Below are 1,932 nucleotides of genomic sequence, written 5' to 3'. Positions count from 1 at the left end.
GGCCGGCCGCCCGGCGACGGCCGCCGCGGCCGTGCGCCCGCTGCTCGGCGTGCCGCGTCTGCTGGCCGCCCGGCCCCGCCGCACCCCGGCTCCCGACCTCCTCCTGTGGCGGCTCGGCGTGCTGGCCGTGCCGGTCTCGGCCGTGCTGTCCGTGCTGGTGATCCCGCTCGGCGCCCGGCCGCCGGCCGACCTCTCGATGGGCGTGGTGTGGTTCAACGCCATGGAGGTGGTCACCTGGGCCGGGCTGTGGCTGGCCGGCTGGGGCCCGAACGCGGCGTTCTCCCTGGTCGGCGGCTATCGCTTCCTCGCCCAGGGACTCGCCTACGAACTGCCGCTGATGTTTGCGCTGATCGCCCCGGCCACCGCCGCCGGGTCGCTGCGCGTCGGCGACATCGCGGCCGCCCAGCACGGCCTGTGGTACGCGGTCTGGCTGCCGGTGGCGTTCGCCGCCTATCTGCTGGCCGTGCCGGCCCTCGCCTTCTACGGCCCGTTCCGCTATCCGGCCGCCCCGGACATCGCGGGCGGCGTGCTGGGCGAGGCCGCCGGGCCGGACCGGCTGGTGCTGACGGCGGGCCGGTGGCTGTGGCTGGCGGCCGGTTCCGCCATGGCGGTGCCGCTGTTCCTGGGCGGCGGTGCCGGGCCGCTGCTGCCCGGCTGGGCGTGGTCGCTGCTGAAGACCCTGGCCGTGCTGGCGGCGCTGGTCTGGGCGGCGCGCAGGCTGCCGGTGCTGCGTGCCGACCGGTACGCGGAGTTCGCCTGGGTGGTCCTGCTGCCGCTGACGATCGTGCAGACGCTGGTCCCGGCCCTGGTGGTGCTGGCCCGCTAGCCGCGGCGGGCAGGGCGGCGCGGGCCGGGCGGCGCGGGCGGAGCGGAGCGGGCGGAGCGGGCGGAGCGGAGCGCGGTGCGGAGCGGAGAGGACGCGAGAGGAGCGGACCACGCATGGACCTGGAGACCGTGCTGTTCGGCGTGCTGGCCGTGACGGCCCTGGCCACGGGCTGGCTGGTGTTCGTGTGCGACTCGATGGCCCGGGTGACCGTCTCGCTGCTCGCCGCGCTGGTGTGCGTCGGCGGCGTGACCGTGCTGCTCGGCCTGCCCTACCTCGGCGTCGTCCTGGTGCTGATGGCCGTCATGGAGATGCTGATCATGGCCGTGTTCATGGTCGCCTACATGATGAACCCGGCCGGGCTGATGCCCATGTCCATGGTGCACAACCGGTACGGCGCGGCGGCCATCGCCGCCGGGGTCTTCCTGGCGCTGGCGGCAGGCGTGCTGCTGGTGGACTGGCCGGACCGGCCGGCCGGCGAGGCCCCCGCCGACACCACCTTCCAGGTCGGCGAGGCGCTGATGGGCCCGCAGATGCTGACCATGACGGTGTTCGGGCTGGTGCTGCTGTCCACCATGGTGGCCGCGATCGTGCTGGCCACCGCCCGGGGCCGCTACGACCGCTACGGGGACCGGCTGGACCGCCGGCCGCCGCGCGACCCGGCACGGGGAGGGGTCGGCCGATGACCCTGGAACTCGTCCTGCTGCTGGCCGCCGGCCTGTTCTCGCTCGGGCTCTACGGCGCGCTCTCCCAGCAGTCCATCGTCATGATCATGATGGGCATCGAGCTGATGATCGGCGGGGTGATCACCGGCGCCGCGGCCTTCTGGCACTTCCTGGCCCCGACCGCGCCCGGCGGGCAGGTGCTGGTGGTGGCGGCGGTGGTGGCCATGGCCGTGGAGATGGCCATGGGCTTCGCCGTCACCACCGCCGTCTACCGGGCCGGGCGGGTCGACATGGCGGACATGGCCGGGGAGCTCAGGGGATGAGCGCCGGCGCGTCCGCGCTGTGGCTGCTGCCCGCCGTGCCGCTGACGGCGGGGGCGCTGCTGGCGCCGGCCGGGCGGCGGGCCGCCCGGATCGCACCCGCCGCCGCGGTGGCGGTGTCCGC

At 75.7% G+C, this 1,932-nt stretch carries 3 protein-coding genes; all 3 read left to right on the top strand.

Features of this window, described 5'->3' with window-relative positions; all coding sequences use genetic code 11:
- Positions 1–826 (top strand): NADH-quinone oxidoreductase subunit H (locus tag GQS09_RS28110; RefSeq protein ID WP_165990331.1); only part of this gene is annotated, 826 nt, incomplete at its 5' end.
- Between the two features lie 113 nt (positions 827–939).
- Positions 940–1,509 (top strand): NADH-quinone oxidoreductase subunit J, encoded by a 570-nt coding sequence (locus GQS09_RS28105; protein WP_165990330.1) that lies wholly within the window; start codon positions 940–942, stop codon positions 1,507–1,509.
- A complete protein-coding gene (locus GQS09_RS28100; protein ID WP_165990329.1) occupies positions 1,506–1,811 on the top strand; it encodes an NADH-quinone oxidoreductase subunit K in 306 nt (101 codons plus the stop codon). The genes GQS09_RS28105 and GQS09_RS28100 overlap by 4 nt, the downstream gene beginning before the upstream one ends.
- Positions 1,812–1,932: the final 121 nt, after the last annotated feature.

Origin of the sequence: Streptomyces sp. YIM 98790, assembly GCF_011421595.1 — a bacterium.
GTDB lineage: Bacteria > Actinomycetota > Actinomycetes > Streptomycetales > Streptomycetaceae > Streptomyces.
This window is presented reverse-complemented; position numbering and strand designations above follow the sequence as displayed.

What these genes read in the sequence shown, in the direction of transcription:
- GQS09_RS28105 (WP_165990330.1), top strand. Translation starts at nt 940, where the DNA reads ATGGACCTGGAGACCGTGCTGTTCGGCGTGCTGGCCGTGACGGCCCTG.
- GQS09_RS28100 (WP_165990329.1), top strand. Translation starts at nt 1,506, where the DNA reads ATGACCCTGGAACTCGTCCTGCTGCTGGCCGCCGGCCTGTTCTCGCTC.